Raw genomic sequence first — 2648 nt, 5'->3', positions numbered from 1 at the left:
GGCCAATGGCGCACATTGCCGACATCCATGTGGACGAACGGCGAACCCGATGACGGATAGTAGCCGACGCCGCCGCCCTGCATCTTGAGGCCGATGTTGCGCAGCTTCTTCAGCGGCACGCCGGGAATATAGAAATCCATCGCCTTGCCGAGCATGTGCTGGCTCTTCTCGGCCACGCCCCTGCTGCGGCTGCGCAGCATCGAGTTCGTCGACGGCGAGCGATAGCCGCAGACGACCTGGATATAGTCCGTGGCACCTGCTTCCCGATACGCCTCCCAGACGAGATCCAGCAGGCGCGGATCCATCTTGGTTGGCTCGTTGCGACGCCAGTCGCGCAAAATGATGTTGATCTTGCGGAGACCCTCGGGAACGTAGCGGCCGTTGCGCTTGTAGACGATCTCGGCCTTCTCATGGGTGTGGAGATGATAAAGCTTCAGCGACCGTGTTTCGGCGCTGGCTCCGCTCGCAGCCGCGGCAACAAAACCAAAAGCGACAACCAACACTGCCAGCCACTTCGGCCAGACGCTCAAATGATGGTGCCGCCTGTTTGTGTGTCGTTCGATTCTGTTCAAATCAAAAGGCCTTGCAGGCTGCCGTTTGTCCCCGGATTTGTCCAAACGGATGTGGCATTAGCACACCCGAATATCGATCCTAATGGTTAATCATCGCTTATTGAAGCCGAAATGCGGTAACACCGTGGCGATATCCCGTCAAAAATTGTTCACAAGGTTTCTTGGTAAACCGCTGGTTTAGATCGGATTTTCGCCTTCGCCCCAAACACGATCTGTTACCGTTAGCCTTAATGCGTGAACAGAGCTGTCCACGAGACAGCCACAATGCCGCCGAAACGGCGATACAAGGCCCGTTGTGGCATTGCAAGCTGGCGCCGGCCTTGTGGCAAAGCCGGAAGCCGGGCCAAAGCTCAGCCCGGCATCGCCCTTAGGAGGCTAGTCGATCGACGCGGCCTGTCTCCGGATCGATGCCGTGTTCCTTGAGCTTGCGATAGAGCGTCGAGCGGCCGATGCCGAGTCGGCGGGCGACTTCGCTCATCTGTCCGTTGTAGTGATCGATGGCAAGCTTGATCATCTCGAGTTCGACATCGGCAAGTGCCCGCACATTGCCGCGCTCGTCGAGCGCCCGCAACGTGCCGAAGCGAGGCTGCAGCCTTGCCGGCGGATCGAACGCGATTGCCGGGCCGCCCTCGCCGGGCAAGGCTTCGTCATCGCGCGCCTGCAAAGGCAAGGACGGCGACGGCGCGTCGCCATCCATATCGAGGTTGACGGTGCCTTCCACTTGCGCCCGGATCTGCGGGAAGTCCTCCGCGGTTAACATATAGCCTTCGCAAAGCACCGAGGCGCGAAAGACGGCGTTTTCGAGCTGCCGGATGTTTCCGGGCCAGTCATAGGCCTGCAGCACCGCGAGCGCTGCCGCCGAAATACCTTGCAGGCGACGGTGCGGGTCGGCCGGCGCGACCTTCTCCATGAAATGGGTGACCAGATATGGGATGTCGTCGCGGCGGTCGCGCAGCGGCGGCACGAAGATCGGATAGACGTTCAGCCGGTAGAACAGATCCTCGCGGAACTTGCCGTCCTTGACCTGCTGCAGGAGGTTGCGGTGCGTCGCCGAAATCAGCCTGATGTCGACCCTGACGGTCGAGCGCCCACCGACCGGGTCGACCTCGCCGTCCTGGACCGCACGCAACAGCTTGACCTGCACGTCGAGCGGCAGGTCGCCGATCTCGTCGAGAAACAGCGTGCCCGAATGCGCTTCGACGAACTTGCCGGTGTGCTTGTCGGTGGCCCCGGTGAACGAGCCCTTCTCGTGACCGAACAGGATCGATTCGACCAGATTGTCTGGAATGGCGCCGCAATTGACGGTGACGAAGGGCTTCGTGCGGCGGTCGCCACTGCCCTGGATGGCGCGCGCCACCAGTTCCTTGCCGACGCCGGACTCGCCCTCGATCAGGATCGGAATGTTGGATGCCGCCGCTTTCTGGCCAAGACGGATCACCCTGTCCATGGCCGGGCTGTGCGTGATCATGTCCTTGAAGGTCAGGAGGCCGCCGCGCCGGCGCGATGTGCGCTTGACCTCGCCCTCGACGGCCTCGACCTTGAGCGCATTGCCGATCGATGCCTGCAGCCTGTCGGGAGACGCCGGCTTGACGACGAAATCGAAGGCGCCATGACGCATCGCCGAAACCACGGTCTCGATTCCGCCCTGCGCGGTTTGCACGATCGCCGGCACGTTGATGTCGCGCTCGCGCATCGCCTTCAGCACGCCGATACCGTCGAGACCGGGCATGACCAGATCGAGGATGACCACCGACACCTCGCGGGCGCCGGGTCCATCGAGGATGTCGAGAGCGGCCGCGCCGCCGTCGACCACGATTGCGCTGTAGCCGAACCGCGTCACCGCCGCTTCGAGCAGCCGGCGTTGCACCGGATCGTCATCGACTATGAGTATGGAACCTGTCATGACTGGTGTGACTGCCCGCCCGAGGAATTCTGCCCTGTGGACCATCTTGGCACAGGGTTCTAAATAAGGTTTCAAAAAACCCGGTGAATGAATTCCTTAGGATTTGACCGGCTTCTCGTTTCTCCTTGAACCTTGGCCACGGAAGGTGTCGGCAATGCATAGGGATTCTGGGC

General features: G+C 61.4%; 2 protein-coding genes. Both read right to left on the bottom strand.

Annotated elements, in window-relative coordinates; genetic code table 11:
* On the bottom strand, window positions 1-530 hold a 530-nt coding region (locus ENZ75_RS27880; protein ID WP_128278473.1), incomplete at its 3' end, for a DUF882 domain-containing protein.
* Window positions 531-939: 409 nt separating this feature from the next.
* Complete coding sequence (locus tag ENZ75_RS27875; RefSeq protein ID WP_063168940.1) at window positions 940-2475, bottom strand: sigma-54 dependent transcriptional regulator; 1536 nt, start codon at window positions 2473-2475, stop codon at window positions 940-942.
* Window positions 2476-2648: the final 173 nt, after the last annotated feature.

It is taken from the genome of Mesorhizobium sp. M7A.F.Ca.CA.002.04.1.1, assembly GCF_004022805.1.
GTDB classification, from domain to species: domain Bacteria; phylum Pseudomonadota; class Alphaproteobacteria; order Rhizobiales; family Rhizobiaceae; genus Mesorhizobium; species Mesorhizobium ciceri.
The sequence above is the reverse complement of the archived record's forward strand: the minus strand, read 5'-3'. Positions and strand labels throughout refer to the sequence as shown.